The 16,130-nt window shown below is 68.3% G+C and carries 15 protein-coding genes; 13 read left to right on the forward strand and 2 right to left on the reverse strand.

Features of this window, described 5'->3' with window-relative positions; translation table 11 throughout:
• The first annotated feature begins 23 nt into the window (after positions 1-23).
• The 10 genes from RDV84_RS20060 (at position 24) to RDV84_RS20105 (ending at position 10,098) form a co-directional block, all read left to right on the forward strand.
• Complete coding sequence (locus RDV84_RS20060; protein ID WP_309151369.1) at positions 24-1,643, forward strand: methyl-accepting chemotaxis protein; 1,620 nt, start codon at positions 24-26, stop codon at positions 1,641-1,643.
• An 18-nt stretch (positions 1,644-1,661) separates the two neighbouring features.
• Positions 1,662-2,123: a chemotaxis protein CheW gene (locus RDV84_RS20065; RefSeq protein ID WP_309151370.1), complete on the forward strand. Its 462-nt coding sequence runs from the start codon at positions 1,662-1,664 to the stop codon at positions 2,121-2,123.
• Positions 2,123-3,385, forward strand: coding sequence for a CheR family methyltransferase (locus RDV84_RS20070; RefSeq protein ID WP_309151371.1), 1,263 nt, complete (start codon positions 2,123-2,125; stop codon positions 3,383-3,385). Before RDV84_RS20065 ends, RDV84_RS20070 begins: the two co-directional genes overlap by 1 nt.
• A gap of 1 nt (position 3,386) precedes the next feature.
• A complete protein-coding gene (locus RDV84_RS20075) occupies positions 3,387-3,986 on the forward strand; it encodes a chemotaxis protein CheW (protein WP_309151372.1) in 600 nt (199 codons plus the stop codon).
• A complete protein-coding gene (locus RDV84_RS20080; RefSeq protein WP_309151373.1) occupies positions 3,983-6,226 on the forward strand; it encodes a hybrid sensor histidine kinase/response regulator in 2,244 nt (747 codons plus the stop codon). Before RDV84_RS20075 ends, RDV84_RS20080 begins: the two co-directional genes overlap by 4 nt.
• Before the next feature lie 43 nt (positions 6,227-6,269).
• Entirely contained in the window at positions 6,270-7,286 is a 1,017-nt protein-coding gene (cheB, locus tag RDV84_RS20085) for a chemotaxis response regulator protein-glutamate methylesterase (protein WP_309151374.1), read from the forward strand.
• Positions 7,283-8,317, forward strand: coding sequence for a diguanylate cyclase domain-containing protein (locus RDV84_RS20090; protein WP_057947544.1), 1,035 nt, complete (start codon positions 7,283-7,285; stop codon positions 8,315-8,317). Before cheB ends, RDV84_RS20090 begins: the two co-directional genes overlap by 4 nt.
• Positions 8,318-8,366: 49 nt before the next feature.
• Positions 8,367-8,774, forward strand: a complete 408-nt coding sequence (locus tag RDV84_RS20095; RefSeq protein ID WP_309151375.1) for a hypothetical protein — start codon at positions 8,367-8,369, stop codon at positions 8,772-8,774.
• 9 nt (positions 8,775-8,783) lie between these two features.
• Positions 8,784-9,242 (forward strand): hypothetical protein, encoded by a 459-nt coding sequence (locus RDV84_RS20100; RefSeq protein ID WP_309151376.1) that lies wholly within the window; start codon positions 8,784-8,786, stop codon positions 9,240-9,242.
• A gap of 184 nt (positions 9,243-9,426) precedes the next feature.
• Positions 9,427-10,098, forward strand: coding sequence for a hypothetical protein (locus RDV84_RS20105; RefSeq protein WP_309151377.1), 672 nt, complete (start codon positions 9,427-9,429; stop codon positions 10,096-10,098).
• Positions 10,099-10,129: 31 nt separating this feature from the next.
• On the opposite strand, the gene RDV84_RS20110 is transcribed toward RDV84_RS20105, so the two are convergent.
• Entirely contained in the window at positions 10,130-11,803 is a 1,674-nt protein-coding gene (locus RDV84_RS20110; RefSeq protein ID WP_309151378.1) for an NAD(P)/FAD-dependent oxidoreductase, read from the reverse strand.
• Positions 11,804-12,105: 302 nt separating this feature from the next.
• On the opposite strand from RDV84_RS20110, the gene RDV84_RS20115 reads away from it, so the two are divergent.
• Complete coding sequence (locus tag RDV84_RS20115; protein ID WP_425606366.1) at positions 12,106-13,179, forward strand: serine hydrolase domain-containing protein; 1,074 nt, start codon at positions 12,106-12,108, stop codon at positions 13,177-13,179.
• A gap of 568 nt (positions 13,180-13,747) precedes the next feature.
• Here the strand turns inward: RDV84_RS20115 and RDV84_RS20120 are convergent.
• The gene (locus RDV84_RS20120) at positions 13,748-14,032 is read right to left on the reverse strand and encodes a hypothetical protein (RefSeq protein WP_309151379.1); all 285 of its coding nucleotides are present in this window, start codon (positions 14,030-14,032) and stop codon (positions 13,748-13,750) included.
• Positions 14,033-14,432: 400 nt separating this feature from the next.
• Between RDV84_RS20120 and RDV84_RS20125 the strand changes: the two genes are divergently transcribed.
• Complete coding sequence (locus RDV84_RS20125; RefSeq protein ID WP_309151380.1) at positions 14,433-14,996, forward strand: MltR family transcriptional regulator; 564 nt, start codon at positions 14,433-14,435, stop codon at positions 14,994-14,996.
• Positions 14,997-15,105: 109 nt separating this feature from the next.
• On the forward strand, positions 15,106-15,951 hold the full coding sequence (locus tag RDV84_RS20130; protein WP_309151381.1) for a hypothetical protein: 846 nt from the start codon (positions 15,106-15,108) through the stop codon (positions 15,949-15,951).
• Positions 15,952-16,130: the final 179 nt, after the last annotated feature.

A 16,130-nucleotide genomic window follows, 5' to 3' on the forward strand; every position in this document is an offset into this window, starting at 1 on the left:
ACGGCCTCCCCAGAGAACCGACCATGATCAACCTCTCCATTCGCCAACGGATCCTGCTGAGCCTGGCCGTGACCTTCGGCGTGCTCGCGCTGATGGGCGGCATCGCCTGGCAGCGCCTGCTGCACATCGAGACCGAGGAAGCGGCGCTGCGCGACGACTCCATCCCCGGCACCTACGCGGCCTCCAAGATGCAGTCCTCGTGGATGACCTACCACGCCAACGTGCGCGCGATGACCATCGCCGGCAGCGACGACCTGACCCGCCTGGAGGAACTGGTGCGCACCCGCCGCGCCCAGTTCGAGGCCGCCGCCGTCGAGTACGACCGCACCATCCGCCGCGCCGACGACCGCGCCCAGTTCGCCGAACTGATGCGCCAGGCCCAGGCCGCGTTCGCGCTGCAGGCCGAACTCACCCGCCTGGCGCAGGAACGCTCGCCCGCCGTGGCCACCGCCTGGCGCGAGCGCGCCGCGCCGGTGTTCGAGCGCAACAACGCCGCGCTCGACAAGATCCTCGACTACAACCGCCGCTACGCCTCCGAATCGGTGGCGCGCATCGACCAGGCGATCGCCGCGGCCAAGACCGGAATCGCGGTGTCGTTCTTCGTCGCCGTGATCCTGTCCGGCCTGGTCGGTTTCTTCCTGTGGCGCGCGATCACCGTGCCGCTGCGGCAGCTGTCCGGCGCGGTCCAGACCCTGGCCAAGGGCGATTTCAGCAAGCGCCTGGCGCTGGGCCGCAGCGACGAATTCGGCACCCTGGGCCAGGGCTACGACCGCATGACCGACGACCTGTCGGAACTGGTCGGCCAGGTCCAGTCGTCCGGCATCCAGGTCAATTCCTCGATCAACGAGATCACCGCCACCCTGCGCGAACAGCAGGCCTCGGCCGCGCAGATCGCCGCCACCACCACCGAGATCGGCGCGACCTCGCGCGAGATCGCCGCCACCTCCAAGGAGCTGGTGCGGACGATGGACACCGTCGCCGCCGCGGCCGAGCAGACCTCGTCGCTGGCCGGCAACGGCCAGGCCGGGCTGTCGGAGATGGAGCAATCGATGCGGCGCATGATCGAGGCCACCGCCGCGATCAGCGCCAAGCTGTCGGTGCTCGCCGACAAGGCCAACAACATCAGCCAGGTGGTCACCACCATCACCAAGGTCGCCGACCAGACCAACCTGCTCTCGCTCAACGCCGCGATCGAAGCGGAAAAGGCCGGCGAATACGGCCGCGGCTTCTCGGTGGTCGCCAACGAGATCCGCCGCCTCGCCGACCAGACCGCGGTCGCCACGCTCGACATCGAGCAGATGGTGCGCGAGATCCAGTCGGCGGTGTCGGCCGGCGTGATGGGCATGGACAAGTTCTCCGAGGAAGTCCGCCGCGGCACCCACGACGTGCAACAGGTCGGCGGCCAGCTGTCGCAGGTGATCGACAACGTGCAGGCGATGGTGCCGCGGTTCGAGGCGGTCAACGAAGGCGTGCAGGCGCAGTCGGCCGGCGCCGAACAGATCAACCTGGCGCTGAGCCAGCTCAGCGAGGCCGCGCAGCAGACGGTGGAAGCGCTGCGCCAGTCCAACCAGGCCATCGACGAACTGCACCACGTCAGCGCCGGACTGCGCGACGGCGTGGTCAAGTTCAAGCTGCTGGCCTGAGCCGGCGGAGCCGCGCGCGTGCTGTTCCTGGTCTTCCAGCTCGATGCCGAACGCTACGCGATCGACGCGGCGACGGTGACGGCGGTGTTGCCGCAAGTCGAGCTGCGGCGGCTGCCGCAGGCGCATCCCGCGGTGGCCGGGGTGTTCGACTACCGCGGCGAAGTCGTGCCCTTGATCGACCTGTGCCGGCTGGCGCTGGCGCGCCCGGCGCGCGCGGCGATGAGCACGCGCATCGTGCTGGCCGATTACCGCGACCGCGCCGGCCAGCCGCGCCGCCTCGGCCTGCTGGCCGAGCGCGTGCTCGACACCGTGCGCCTGGAACCGCAGGCGTTCGCGCCCAGCGGCGTGGACCAGCCGCAGGCGCGCTACCTCGGCCCGGTCGCGCGCGACGCGCACGGCCTGCTGCAATGGATCGGCGTGCGCGAACTGCTGCCCGACGACGTCCACGACCTGCTGTTCCAGCAGGCGGCGCAAGCCTGATGGACGCCACCGCCTTCAAGCGCTGGCTCAAGACCACGATGGGCCTGGACGCCGAAGCGGTCGGCCCCGGCGTGGTCGAACGCGCCATCGCCGGGCGCATGCGCGCGCTCGGCGTCGCCGAGGCCGACGCCTACTGGCGGCGGCTGCAGGCGCAGCCGCTGGAGCAACAGGAGCTGATCGAAGCGGTGGTGGTGCCGGAGACCTGGTTCTTCCGCGGCGTCGAAGCCTTCGACGCGCTGGCGCGCGCGTTCGCGTCGCGCCTCAGCGAGCCCGGCAACGCGCCCTTGCGGCTTCTGAGCCTGCCGTGCTCGACCGGCGAGGAACCCTACACCCTGGCGATGGCCCTGCTCGATGCCGGCTGGCCGCCGCAACGCCTGCGCATCGACGCCTACGACATCAGCGAACGCGCGCTGGCCAAGGCCGGGCACGCGGTGTACGGCGCCAACTCGTTCCGCGGCGGCGACCTGCGTTACCGCGACCGCCACTTCCGCGCGCTCGGCCACGGCCGCTGGCAGCTGTCGGACGCGGTGCGCGGCTGCGTGCGCCTGCATCGCGCCAACGTGCTGGCGATCGACTTCCTGCCCGATGCGGCGAGCTTCGACGCGGTGTTCTGCCGCAATCTGCTGATCTATTTCGACCAGGACACCCAGGTGCGCGCGGTCGGCGTGCTGGCGCGCGCGCTCGCCGCCGACGGCCTGCTGTTCGTCGGCGCCGCCGAGACCGGCCTGCTGCTGTCGCTGGGCTACGCCTCGGCGCAGATCCCGATGGCCGCCGCGTTCCGCAACCAGCGCAGCGCGCCGGCCCCCGCGCCGGCGCCGCCGCAGCCGTGGCGCGCGCCGGCACTGGCGCCGCTGCCGGCGGCCGCGGCGCGTCCGCGCCCGTTCGCGGCCGTCCCCACCGCGCTGGCGGCGCGCCCCGCGCCGGCCTCGCCGCCCGCGCCCGCGCAGGCCGCCGACGACTCGCTGCCGCAGGCGCGCCGCCTCGCCGACAACGGCGACTTCGCCCAGGCCGAGCGGCTGTGCCAGGCGCACCTGCGCGCGCACGGACCCAACGCCGAGGCGCTGTGCCTGCTCGGGGTGATCTACGGCGCCGACGGCGCCGACGCCCGCGCCGAAGACGCCTTTCGCAAGGCGCTGTATCTGCAACCCGATCACGCGGAAAGCCTGATGCACCTGGCCTTGCTGCTCGACGCCAAGGGCGACGCGGCCGGCGCCCGGCTGATGCGCCAGCGCGCCGCGCGCCACCGCGACAGGAACCCCTGAGATGAGCGCATCCGACCTCGGCGATGCGGCGACCGGCGGCGAACGCGGCCACGCCCGCTCCGCCGTCGCCCGCCTGCTGGAGCGCGCGCCGGCGCGCGAAGACCTCGCCGCGGCCGCCGCGCGCCTGGCCGCGGGCGCGGTCGAGCAGCGCGGCGACGCCGCCAGTGCGTTCGTGTTCCGCCTCGGCGAGGAATGGCTGGGGCTCACCACCGCGCTGGTCGACGAAGTGCTGGAACTGCGCCCGGTCCATCGCCTGCCGCACCGGCGCGACGCCGCGCTGCGCGGCCTGGTCAACGTGCGCGGCCGCCTGACCGTGTGCGTGGCGCTGCCGGCGCTGTTGCAGACCGGCCCCGCGCCGGCCGTGCGCGGCGGCGCGCGCCGGCTGGTGGTGCTGGCCGCGCCGGAAGGCGCGCTGGCGTTCGAAGCCGACGAAGTCCACGGCAGCCTGCGCTACCCGCTCGACGACGTGCGCGCGGTGCCGTCCACGGTCGCCCACGCGGTGGCGCGCTTCGCCACCGGCGTGCTGCCCTGGGGCGAGCGCCGCGTCGGCCTGCTCGACGCCGACCTGCTGCTGCACGCGCTGGACCGGCGGATTTCATGAGCGAGGACCGCATGAGCCACGACTCGCTGCGCGATCGCTCGCTGCACGACCTGTTCCGGATGGAAGCCGAGGCCCAGCGCCAGGTGCTGACCGAGGGCCTGCTCGCGCTGGAACGCAACCCGACCGCGGCGGCGACCCTGGAGGAGTGCATGCGCGCGGCGCATTCGCTCAAGGGCGCCGCGCGCATCGTCGGCCTCGGCGCGGCGGTCGCGGTCGCCCACTCGATGGAAGACTGCCTGGTTGAGGCCCAGCACGACCGCCTGCACCTGCACCGCGCGATCATCGACGTGCTGCTGCGCGGCGTCGACCTGCTCGGCCGCATCGCCGACACCCCGGCCGAAGCCGCCGCGACCTGGGCCAACGAAGAGATCGAACCGGTGCTGACGTTCCGCGCCGCGCTCGACGCCGCGCTGGCCGCGCCCGCGCCGGCCGCCGACGCGCTCGAACCGGCCGGCGACGCCGCGCCGGCCGAGGCCGGCGAGGAAACCGAAGAACGCGTGCTGCGCATCGCCGCGCGCAACCTGCACCGCATGCTCGGCCTGGCCAGCGAGGCGCTGGTGGAATCGCGCTGGCTCGATCCCTACATCCGCTCGCTGGCGCGGGTCAAGGAACTGCAACGCCGTTCGGCGCTGGCGCTGGACCAGTTGGCCGAACGCAACGCCGGCCTCGCCGCCGACGCGCCTTCCGCCGAACTGCTGGCGCGCGCCCAGGCCGACCTCGCCGAAGGCCAGCGCCTGCTCGGCGAACGCGTGGCCGCGCTGGACGCGTTCGACCGGCGCCTGGCCGGCGTCGCCCACGGCCTCTACGACGAAGCCCTGGCCAGCCACATGCGTCCGTTCGCCGACGGCACCCGCGGCTTCAAGCGCATGGTCCGCGACCTCGCCCGCGAACTGGGCAAGGAAGCGCGGCTGGAGATCGTCGGCAACCGCACCCCGGTCGACCGCGACGTGCTGTCGCGGCTGGAAGCGCCGCTGGGCCACCTGCTGCGCAACGCGGTCGACCACGGCATCGAGGCGCCAGCGCAGCGGCTGGCGCGCGGCAAGCCGGCCGAAGGCGAGATCCGGCTGGAAGCGCGCCACGTCTCCGGACGCCTGGAAATCCGCATCGGCGACGACGGCCAGGGCATCGACGCCGAGCGCATCCGCCGCGCGGTGATCGCGCGCGGACTCGCCGACGCCGACACCGCCGCGCGCTTCGACCACGACGAACTGCTGGAATTCCTGTTCCTGCCCGGCTTCACCCTGCGCGAGACCGTCACCGACATCTCCGGCCGCGGCGTCGGCCTGGACGCGGTGCAGAACATGGCCAAGCAACTGCACGGCAACGTGCGGGTGTTCTCGCAGCCCGACCAGGGCACCCGCTTCCAGCTGCAACTGCCGCTGACCACCTCGGTGCTGCGCGCGCTGTCGGTCGACATCGGCGGCGAGGCCTACGCTTTCCCGCTGGCGCGCATCGTCGCCACCGCGCTGGTCTCGCGCGAGCAGGTGCGCTCGCTGGAAGGCCGCCAGTACTTCGAACTCGGCGGCCGCGAGATCGGCCTGGTCGCCGCGCAGCAGGTGCTGGAAGGCGGCGACGCGGCCGCCGCCGGCGCGCAGCTGCCGGTGGTGGTGATCGGCGGCGCCCACGGCGAACACCTCTACGGCCTGGCGGTGGACCGCTTCGGTTCGGTGATCGAACTGATCGTGCAGCCGCTGGACCCGCGCCTGGGCAAGGTCAAGGACATCGCCGCAGGCGCCATCCTCGACGACGGCACGCCGGTGCTGATCGTCGACATCGACGACCTGCTGCGCTCGATCGAGCGCCTGGTCGCCGCCGGCCACCTCGCCCAGGTCCGCCACCAGGACAGCGCCGGCGCCGCCGAACGCAAGCGCGTGTTGGTGGTCGACGACTCGCTGACCGTGCGCGAACTGCAGCGCAAGCTGATCGAAGCCGGCGGCTACGCGGTGGAAGTCGCGGTCGACGGCATGGACGGCTGGAACGCGCTGCGCCTGGGCCGCTTCGACCTGGTGGTCACCGACATCGACATGCCGCGCATGGACGGCATCGAGCTGGTGGAGCTGATCAAGAAGGACCCGCGCCTGCGCGAACTGCCGGTGATGATCGTGTCCTACAAGGACCGCGAGGAAGACCGCCGCCGCGGCCTCGATGCCGGCGCCGATTTCTACCTGAGCAAGGCCGGCTTCGACGAGGACGCGCTGATGCAGGCGGTCGTCGACCTGATCGGAGGGCCGCTGGAATGAACCACGCCACAGCGCGGCCGCGCGCCGCCCGAAGGACCCCGCAGTGAGGATAGGCATCGTCAACGACCTGGGCATCGCCACCGAGGCGCTGCGGCGCGTGTTGGCGCGGCGCGCGGATTTCCGCGTCGCCTGGGCCGCCGCCAGCGGCGAGGACGCGGTCGCGCACTGCGCCCGCGACACGCCCGATCTGGTGCTGATGGATCTGGTCATGCCCGGCATGAACGGCGTGGAAGCCACCCGCCGGATCATGGCCGCCAGCCCCTGCCCGATCCTGGTGGTGACCGTCAGCGTCGGCGCCAACGCGGCGATGGTGTTCGAAGCGATGGGGCACGGCGCGCTCGACGCCACCGACATGCCCTCGCTCGGCGGCGAAGAGAACGGCGGCGCCGACAAGCTGCTGGCCAAGATCGATTTGATCGGCCGCCTGACCGCGGCGCCGCCGCGGCCGCTGCCGGCGCGCGCGCCGGCGTCGGGCGCCGCGCACCCGTTGCTGGCGATCGGCGCTTCCGCCGGCGGCCCGTCGGCGGTCGCGCGGTTGCTGGAAGGACTGCCCGCGGACTTCGCCGGCGCGGTCGCGGTGATCCAGCACATCGACGAAAAATTCGCCCCGGGCATGGCCGACTGGCTCGGCCGCTACTCGCGCCTGCCGGTGCGCATCGCCAACACCGGCGACACCCTGCAACCCGGCCGGGTGCTGCTGGCGGCGACCAACGACCACCTGTCGCTGCGCGCCGACGCGCGCCTGGAATACGTGCGCGAACCCGCGCAACTGCCCTACCGCCCCTCGGTCGACGTGTTCTACAAGAGCGTCGCCGACCACTGGCGCGGCGCCATCGTCGGCGTGCTGCTGACCGGCATGGGCCGCGACGGCGCCGCCGGCCTGCGCCTGCTGCGCGACCAAGGCCACCACACCATCGCCCAGGACCGCGCCACCAGCGCGGTCTACGGCATGCCCAAGGCCGCCGCCGAACTCGATGCCGCGGTCGAGATCCTGCCGCTGGACCGCATCGCCGCGCGCGTGCGCGACCTATTCGCCCAGACCCAGACCGCCTCCCCATGAGCGAACCCACCTTCCCCACTCCCAGCGACCTGCCCGCGCACCTGCGCCAACACCGGTTGGTGGTGCTGCTGGTCGACGACCAGCCGATCATCGGCGAAGCGGTGCGCCGCGCCCTGGCCAGCGAAAGCGACATCGAGTTCCATTACTGCGCCCAGGCGCTGGATGCCGTCGCCGCCGCCGAAGCGCTGCAGCCGAACGTGATCATGCAGGACCTGGTCATGCCCAACGTCGACGGCATGACCCTGCTGCACCACTACCGCATCCACCCCAGGCTCAAGAACGTCCCGGTGATCGTGCTGTCGAGCAAGGAGGACGCGCTGGTCAAGAGCCAGGCCTTCTCGACCGGCGCCACCGACTACCTGGTCAAGCTGCCCGACTCGATCGAACTGATCGCGCGCGTGCGCCACCACGCCCGCGCCTACCTCAACCAGATCCAGCGCGACGAAGCCTACCGCGTGCTCAGCGAGCACCAAAAGCGCCTGCTCGAACTCAACGAGACCCTGCGCCGGCTCAGCGACGTCGACGGCCTGACCGGCCTCAACAACCGCCGCTACCTCGACTCCTACCTGGACAGCGAATGGCGGCGCGCGGTGCGCCAGGGCGACGACTTCTCGCTGCTGATGCTGGATGTCGACAACTTCAAGCGCTACAACGACTACTACGGCCACCTCGCCGGCGACGAAGTGCTCAAGGACGTGGCCGCGGTGATGCGCCAGCACGCGCTGCGCCCGGCCGACCTGACCGCGCGCTATGGCGGCGAGGAATTCACCGTGGTGCTGCCGGCGACCTCGGCCGAGGGCGCGCTGCGCATCGCCGAACGCATCTGCGACGGCGTGCGCGAACTCGCCCTGCCGCACCGCGCCGCGCCGCAGGAAACCGTGACCATCAGCGTCGGCGCCGCGACCGCCTCGCCCGCGCTCGGCGACAGCTACGCCTCGCTGCTGCGCGCGGCCGACATGGCGCTGTACGAGGCCAAGCGCGGCGGCAAGGACCGCGCGGTGTATCGCGCGTACCAGCGCGGCGAAGAATGAAACGCAGGCCCGTCCGGCCGCCGACCACCCAGAACCCCAGGAAACACAGATGGCCAAAGTCATTACGGATGAAGACATTCTTTCGGCGTTCCGCGCCTCCGATCCGCGCCTGTGGCTGCGCGAGCACGTCGCCGGGCTGACCCGGCGCGCGTGTTATTACTACGAAGCGCCGATCTCGCAGTCCGACAACACGATCATCCGGCACGAGGTGCTGATCACGCATGCGGACCCGTTCGCGCCGACCGCCCGCTCCAAGGTGGAGATCAGTTCCTCGGCCGTGACGGGCGGCCCCCACTTCCCGTTGTTCCATCAGGAATGCGAAGTGGAGATTTCCCCTGCCGAGGAATCCGTGCAGCGCGGTACGTGGTCGCGGCTGGACGACGCGATGATCAAGAAAGCCCACGACATTGCCCGAGCGGCCAGCGATTACCAACCTGAGGCGCGCAGCCTCAGCTAGCCCGCGGCCATGCGGATCGCCTTCGACATCGACGGCACCCTGACCCCGCTCGGCGCCGGCCAATTCCCCGCCGCGCCGCTGCCGTTCCCGCTGCGCCTGCTGTGGCGCGAACCGCTGCGCGAGGGCACGGTTGCGCTGATGCGCGAACTGCAGGCCGACGGACACGAGGTCTGGGTCTACACCTCCTCGCTGCGCTCGCCGGCCTACCTGCGCCTGTGGCTGCGCTGCGCCGGCATCCGCCTGGCCGGCGTGGTCAACGGCGACGCCCATGCGCAAGCGCTGCGCGGCCGCGCTGTCGCGCCGTCCAAGTTTCCGCCCGCGTTCGGCATCGATGTGCTGGTGGACGACTCGGCCGGCGTGGCGATGGAGGGCGAGGCGCATGGGTTTCGCGTGGTGCTGGTGGCTCCCGGCGACCGAGCCTGGGCGGACAACGTCCGGGCCGCATGCCGGACCGTGCCAGCGCGCTGAGCGCCGCGCGCGGCGATGTGTTTCGACGCCTTCCTTCAGCGGATGGCTTGCACGACGCCTTGCCACGATGGCGCGCGTTTGGCCCGAAGCCGCCGTCCCAACCGTTGAGACACCCGCATGCTTTAGTGCGCGCCACCGCGGTCGGACCGAGACCGCAGCGCACTCGCCCCATCGCCACCGCAGCTTGCCCGAGCGCAAGCCTTCAGACCATCACGCCATGCCCGCTATCGACCCCGCGCTCGTCCTCGCCTGGCAGACCGCGCACTGCATCGCCCGCAACGCCCCCGCACCCGTCCCCGACCGCGGCGGCTGGCGGGTGGACACGCATTCGGACAAGGAAACCCGGCGTTGGGTGTTCCCCCGACTGTGCGACGGACTTCGCGAAATCGCCGAGGAAATCACCGCGCCGCTGCACTACCTGAAACTGGCCGGCACTGCCGAAGAATTGCGCAGCGCATTGCCGCCGTGTTGGGAGATCCAGCCGGCGAACTACTTCATGATCGCGACCGCGGCCCCGACCGACACCCGGCCGCTGCCGCCGGGCTACACGCTGGAACTGCATCGAGCCGGCGCCTTCGCCCGGGCCAGCGTCATCGCTCCCGACGGCGAATTGGCCGCGAGCGGAAACGCCGCGAAGACCGCGGACGCCTTCGTCTACGACCGGATCGAAACCGCCCCCGACCACCGCCGCAAAGGGCTGGGCCTGGCGGTGATGGCCGCGCTCGCGACCGCGAACACCTCTGCGGCCACTCCGCAGCTGTTGGTCGCGACGGAAGACGGCCGCAGCCTGTATGCGCGCCTGGGCTGGAGCATGCTTGGGCCGTTCGCCACCGCGGTCATCCCCGCCGGCGAGTAAACATCGACCGCGCGGCCGCCCGCCTCGACACTCAGGCGCCCGCGACGCGCGACACCATATCCAACGCAACAGCCTCGGCCGTACGGATGCCATCCACGCCGGCCGACAAAATGCCGCCCGCATAACCCGCGCCCTCACCCGCCGGAAACAGGCCGCGGGTGTTCAGGCTGTGGCCGTCCTCGCCGCGGGTGATGCGCACCGGCGACGAGGTGCGGGTCTCGACCCCGGTCAGCACCGCGTCGCGCATCGCGAAGCCGCGGATCTGCTTGTCGAACGCCGGCAGCGCTTCGCGGATCGCGGCGATCGCGTACTCCGGCAACGACGGCGCCAGGTCGCCCAGGCGCACGCCGGGCTTGTAGGAAGGCTGTACCGTGCCGAACTCGCCCGACGCGCGCCCCTTGAGGAAATCGCCGACCAACTGCCCCGGCGCCTCGTACTCGCCGCCGCCGAGCTCGAACGCGCGCGCTTCCCAGTACCGTTGCAGCTCGATGCCGGCCAGCGGGCCCTCGCCGTAGGGCGCGAAATCCTCCGGCGTGATGCCGCAGACGATCGCCGCGTTGGCGTTGCGCTCGTTGCGCGAATACTGGCTCATGCCGTTGGTGACCACCCGCCCCGGCTCGCTCGCCGCGGCGACCACGGTGCCGCCCGGGCACATGCAGAAGCTGTAGACCGAACGCCCGTTGCGGCAATGGTGCACCAGCTTGTAATCGGCCGCGCCGAGCAGCGGATGCCCGGCCTGCGTGCCGAACCGCGCGGTGTCGATCAGCGACTGCGGATGCTCGATGCGGAAGCCGATCGAGAACGGCTTGGCTTCGACGAACACGCCGCGCGCATGCAGCATCGCGAACGTGTCGCGCGCGCTGTGGCCCAGCGCCATGACCACATGATCGGCGCGCAACTGCTCGCCGCTGTCCAGCGTCACTCCGCGCACATGCCGCACGCCGTCGCCGTCGGTCTCGATCAGCAGATCGTCGACCCGGTGACTGAAGCGGATTTCCCCGCCCAGCGATTCGATCGTGGCGCGCATCTGCTCGACCATCGACACCAGCCGGAACGTGCCGATATGCGGCTTGCTGACATAGGCGATCTCCTCCGGCGCGCCGGCGCGGACGAACTCGTCGATCACCTTGCGCCCATAGTGCTTGGGATCGCTGATCTGGCTCCACAGCTTGCCGTCGGAGAACGTGCCCGCCCCGCCCTCGCCGAACTGCACGTTCGACTCCGGGTTCAGCGTCTTCTTGCGCCACAGCCCCCAGGTGTCCTTGGTCCGTTCGCGCACCGCCTTGCCGCGCTCCAGGATGATCGGCCGGAATCCCATCTGCGCCAGCACCAGCCCCACGAACAGGCCGCACGGGCCCATGCCGATGACGAGCGGACGCAACGGCAATTCGCTCGGCGCGCGCGCCACGAACTTGTAGCTCGTATCCGGCGTGCGCATCACCTTGCCGCCGTCGCCGGCCTTGGCGAACTCCGCAGCCTCGGCGTCCAACTGCAGCCGCCGCAGGATGTCGGCCTCGCGCGGCGTCTCCACATCGACCGAATAGATCAGCACGATCGCGCCGCGCCGGCGCGCGTCGTAACTGCGCTTGGCGACGGTGTAATTCGTCAACTCGTCGGACGCGATGCCCAGCCGCGCCACGATCGCCTCGCGCAGCGCCGCCTCGGGGTGGTCCAACGGCAATTTGAGGTCGGTCAGTCGAAGCATGGAATACATCCGATGGCGCGGTGGGGCGCCGTGTCAGGGGAACGGGGGGGAACGCGCAACCGGCGCGGGGACGCGGCCGGTTTGCGGGGGGACCGGGGCATTGTAAGAGTTCGGGGCGGCAGACCGAACCTCCCCCGTCGGGATAACGAGCGTTTAAACCCTCATCCCGCCCGGCACATCCACCCACCCGGCTGGCCGCGGCATCGCCCGGCCAGGGACCAGGACCTCACCTCATCGGCGAATACGCCACAGGGAACTGCATGCTGCCCAAGAAACTCCGCGCCACCGCGATCATCGCCGCGGTGCTGATGTCGTTCCCGTGCCTCGCGCCCGCGGCCACCGCGCTGCAAGACGCCAACGAACGGGCCCGGGCGTACGTGCGACAGACCATGGCCGAACAGCGCATCCCCGGCCTGCAGCTCGCCGTCGTCAAGGACGGCCGGATCGTCCTGTCGGAGAGCTACGGCTACGCCAACGTCGAAAACAAAGTGCCGGCGACGCCCAAGACCCTGTTCCCGATCAACTCCGCGGCCAAATCCTTCACCGGCGTCGCCCTGATGCAACTCGCGCAGGCCGGGCAAGTGGACCTCGACGCCCCGGCCTCGCGCTACCTCGACGACCTGCCCGCCGCCTGGCGGCCGATCCGCCTGCGCCAACTGCTCGGCCACATCTCCGGCCTGCCCGACATCGTCGACCCACGCGGCCTGATCGGCGGCGGCAACGAAGCCGCCGCATGGAACGCCGTCAAGGCCCTGCCCCTGGACGCGCCCATCGGCCAGCGCTTCGCCTACAACCAGACCAACTACGGCCTGCTGGCGCAGATCATCGTCAAACAGACCCGCATGCCCTACGAGCAATACCTCGCGCAGCGCCAATTCGCCGTGGTGGGCATGCCGCTGACCACCTTCGGCGACAGCTACGACCTCGTGCCCAACGCCGCGACCATCTACAGCCACACCCCGCGCGGCACCCTGGCCAAGAACGACAACGACCGCCTGTCGCGCTGGATCTACGACATCCCCTACAGCCTGTGGGCCGGCGGCGGCATCCAGACCACGGCCGAAGAGCTGTCGCACTGGCTCATCGCCGTCTCGAACGGCCGCCTGATCCCCAAGGACGCCGTGCAACGCATGTGGACGCCGGAGAAATTGAACGACGGCAGCGACGGCGCCTGGAGCGCCGGCTGGCCCGTGCTGCACGCCGCGCCGCCGCGGCAAGTGGCCGGCATCGGCGGCGCCCGTGCGGCCTTCATCGTCTATCCGGACGATGGCTTGGCTATCGTGGTGTTGACCAATCTTGCGGGGGCGAATCCGCAGCGGTTTATTCCGAAGATCGCTGAGTTTTACGTGTCGTCGAAGCCTGCGGCCAAGCGATAACTCGACCGCGGCCTGGGCTGGCGCCCGCGACGCGCGCTGGCCCGGTCGCAAGGCGTGCGGGGCCGCGAACAAGGCTTCATGGCTTGCGCGCAAGCCGCCGAGACCCGGCCGCAACACTTCGCGGACCGTCCGCGACCTATTCGGCTTGCGCGCAACGCTTAGCGTGTTGCGTTCGCAAGCCAAAACGCCTTGCGCGCGAGGCGTTTTGCTCCAAGCACAAAGCGCCGAGCCTTGCGCGCAAGCCAAAAGGCTCGCACGCAAGGCGATAGGCGTTGCGAACGCAAAGGATGAACCGTGGCGCGCAAGCCTTCGCGGCCCAAGCGCAAGGCGAATTGGCTTGCGGCTGGGATACGCAGGGTTGCGGCCCGGCCTGCGCGGCTCGCGACCGAGGGAAATTGGCTCAACCGCCAAGCAGATTGCTTTGCGCGCAACGCTTTTCGGCTTGCACGCAAGGCATTTTGGCTTGCGGTCGGTATTGTCTGGGCCGTAACCGGGCTTTATCGGTCGGTTGCCGGGGCTTGGTGAGCGGGCGACCGCCCTGACATCGCCAAGACCTAACCCACTGGCCTCAGTGCAGACGCCCCGACCTTACCGGCCCGACGGCCTCGTCCTCCAAGGGCGTCCAGACACAAGCATCCATAACCGGGTCTAGGCGCCGGGCCAGCGCCTGAAAGACCTCACGCAACAAACGGTGATCCTGCCCGGCCGGGTAGCCGATTTCGATCAATACCTCGGGCTGCAGGGTTCGCACGATGCCGTGCAGTTCCTGCTGGAAGGCGGAGAGGGCTTTGAACGCGTCAACGGGCATGAGCATCCCTTCTTGCGGGGGCATGCGCTTGGACTTGCGGGACATACGGAGACTCCTCGTCAGGCGTGAAGGCCCACTGATAACGGGGTGGGTTCCGCTGAGCGAGGAGTTAGAGGCTCCGGTCGCGGCACTGTGCGGCGCCAACTAAAAGGCGTCAACCAAAAATGTCCGTTTTTAGATATTTATCACGTTTTGAAGCAGACGGAAAACCCCGCTTTCAATTGACGATGTAAGTACACGCTTCCGGCCTTGAAGCGAACACGATCCGCTCGAATGCAAGGCCGGCAGGTCCGATAGTGCGCCTGCTTGTTAGGGGCCCTCAGGGCCCCTAAGATCGATCTGTATCAAAGGCACGGCCCACCGTTAGATACGCTTTGATCAGGCCATACAATCGGATTCAGGTGCGGAGCTATTACATACTTAAGCCCCTGCGGAGAACTAGCGAGTGCCGATAGAACACCTTAAAGATGACGACCTGTCACCAACTGAGTCGGGCGACCCGGACTTCGATTCGCTGAACCGCTTTAACCATCTGCTTTCGAAGCACGATGAGCGCGGGCTTGCCCTATCGCTAGCTGCATTTGCGGAAGACACGCTAGGCCGGCTGCTACTGACCTACTTGATTGACTGCAAGCAATCTAAAGACTTAGTTGAAGGGTTCAATGCGCCCTTGGGCACGCTAGCAACCCGCATGAAGGCAGCTTATTCAATTGGGCTCCTAACTAAGGAGCAGTATGAAGATCTAGAAATTGCTCGAAAGGTCCGAAACTTATTCGCCCATGATTGGGAAGGCGTGTCACTAGAGCGATCAGACATCAAAGCCATGATCGGTCAGTTGCACGGCTATACCTTTGATGGCGCGCCCATCTCAGGGGATGCACGCCAGCGCCTTCAACACTCTATCGCCATCGTGCTAACGGAGCTAAGGGTGCAGATCGCACAGCATCGCAAGCACCATCGTCGCGCCCCCTTCGCGGGCTTCCGTCTCACAACCACCAAGCCAAGCTAAGCGTACTGCGACCTAATAATTCATCTAAGCCAAGACTGTTTAGCGGTCCGGCTTAACACAGGCGTTAGACGGCATTTCCAGTTCCTGGTGACTTATGACGATATCAGCCGTGTGGGTTCGCACTCTAGATACCGGTGCCGAAGAGCTCGTTTTTTGCTCGGACAGCCGACTTAGCAACGGAAAGCGATTTGATCACTGCCAGAAGATATTCAAATTTACGCGGACTGACGCAGCCATCGGCTTTGCTGGGGACACCGACTGGGCATATCCAATGATAGTTGCGGCGGTCACAGCAGCCGACGTCCACCTCCCATCACAAACGCGCGCACTGACTCTGTCAAAGTTTAAGGCGCACCTGATCAACATTCTTAACCAAATGCAAAGGGAAGTGCACAACTATGCCAAAGGCGAGGAAATTCCTGGTGCGACTTTCCTATTTGGCGGGTATGACTGGTGGTATAAGAAATTTAGGATTTGGAGAATTGAGTTCTCAAACAGAGAAAGGAGATTCACCGCTCACGAACGCACAGGAAGCAACGCCTTCGGGTCTCTAGGAAAGATAGAATTCTCAGGGGACAACGAGTGGACGCAAGAATTTCGTAAGAAACTCAAAGAAAAGGCCCAAGAGAAATACGGTTTAGCCATGAATGCCCCTAGAGGCAGCAAGTTCAATATGGAACCACTTGAAGTAATTCGCGATCTAATTCGCTCAGCAAACGCGAGCCACAGCATCGGCGGCGCCCCTCAGGCCGTAAAAATCTATCAATTCATGAACTCGGCGGATGTTGGTATTTTCTGGCCTAACGTTGAACAAGGGCGACTGTACATATCCGGACGACCATTGCTCGACTATGAGCGAGCCACCCTTAAATCTATTCTCGACCCCGACACTTTGAATTCAACTTGGTGCAATGGAACTCCGATGCAGCGAGAGATCAAATCTCAACCGCCATAAGGAACGACCAAATCATCAGCGAGGAGCTCGAAGTACCAGAGGGTGTAACAGGAACCGGATAAAACTTATTGAGCCTGATAGCACTTCGCAACGCCACCTCACTCAAACAGCTAGAAATGTCCGCTTTTCGCCGAAAGTCGAATTAGATGCAAAACAAGAAATCGCGCCGTGTCATCCCG

Source organism: Lysobacter yananisis (assembly GCF_031199375.1).
Taxonomy (GTDB): domain Bacteria; phylum Pseudomonadota; class Gammaproteobacteria; order Xanthomonadales; family Xanthomonadaceae; genus Lysobacter; species Lysobacter yananisis.

Excerpts from the sequence above, each read along its gene's own strand:
- RDV84_RS20060 (WP_309151369.1), top strand. The coding sequence starts at position 24 with ATGATCAACCTCTCCATTCGCCAACGGATCCTGCTGAGCCTGGCCGTG.
- RDV84_RS20095 (WP_309151375.1), top strand. The coding sequence starts at position 8,367 with ATGGCCAAAGTCATTACGGATGAAGACATTCTTTCGGCGTTCCGCGCC.
- RDV84_RS20075 (WP_309151372.1), top strand. The coding sequence starts at position 3,387 with ATGAGCGCATCCGACCTCGGCGATGCGGCGACCGGCGGCGAACGCGGC.
- RDV84_RS20080 (WP_309151373.1), top strand. The coding sequence starts at position 3,983 with ATGAGCGAGGACCGCATGAGCCACGACTCGCTGCGCGATCGCTCGCTG.
- RDV84_RS20100 (WP_309151376.1), top strand. The coding sequence starts at position 8,784 with ATGCGGATCGCCTTCGACATCGACGGCACCCTGACCCCGCTCGGCGCC.
- RDV84_RS20090 (WP_057947544.1), top strand. The coding sequence starts at position 7,283 with ATGAGCGAACCCACCTTCCCCACTCCCAGCGACCTGCCCGCGCACCTG.
- RDV84_RS20070 (WP_309151371.1), top strand. The coding sequence starts at position 2,123 with ATGGACGCCACCGCCTTCAAGCGCTGGCTCAAGACCACGATGGGCCTG.
- RDV84_RS20110 (WP_309151378.1), bottom strand. The coding sequence starts at position 11,803 with ATGCTTCGACTGACCGACCTCAAATTGCCGTTGGACCACCCCGAGGCG.
- RDV84_RS20120 (WP_309151379.1), bottom strand. The coding sequence starts at position 14,032 with ATGTCCCGCAAGTCCAAGCGCATGCCCCCGCAAGAAGGGATGCTCATG.